The sequence below is a fragment of the Enterorhabdus sp. P55 genome (assembly GCF_009911695.1).
In the GTDB taxonomy this organism is placed as follows: Bacteria; Actinomycetota; Coriobacteriia; order Coriobacteriales; family Eggerthellaceae; genus Enterorhabdus.
The window spans coordinates 1-517 of sequence record NZ_QWKK01000321.1 but is presented as its reverse complement, the minus strand read 5'-3'; the positions used below and the strand labels follow the sequence as shown (position 1 = coordinate 517).

Genomic DNA, 517 nt, shown 5'->3' with positions numbered 1-517 from the left:
GTTAACTGGTGATTTTACAAACTTGTCTAAAAGATCTTTGGATTTTGCAGCTTCTTCGGCTTCGCCTAAATCTTCAAGATTTTCGGCAGCGTCTTGTAAGTCTCCCGCTGCAGCTTCCATTTCAGGAGTCAACAATGATTTATCGCGAACCGTGTTCTTAAGTACTTCACGTGCATTGAGTTCATCTGTTTTAGGGATGTCTACCCCTAATTTTTGCAACTCATCACGCGCATTTGCAAGGTCTTCTTCGTATTTCAAACGATCCGCATCACGTTGTGCGTTTGTACCCATAACATGATCTTTCATCATCTGTTTACGTTTTTCCATGCGTTCGTCTGCACGTTCTTGTTGGCTCTTCGCGTATGGAACTCGATTTCCATGTTCGTCTTCACGGAATCCCATATCAGCAGCGAGTCCCCATTTACCGTCACTATCACGAAGAAGGTCTCCACGAGCATTGCGTGCAAAATTTTCATTATGACGCGCATCGTAGTCATTGGCTTCGTTAATCATGCGA

1 protein-coding gene is annotated in these 517 nt (G+C 43.9%); it reads right to left on the bottom strand.

What is annotated here, in order from left to right:
- A partial coding sequence (locus D1643_RS11470) for a hypothetical protein (RefSeq protein WP_160710694.1) occupies nucleotides 1-517 on the bottom strand: 517 nt, incomplete at both ends.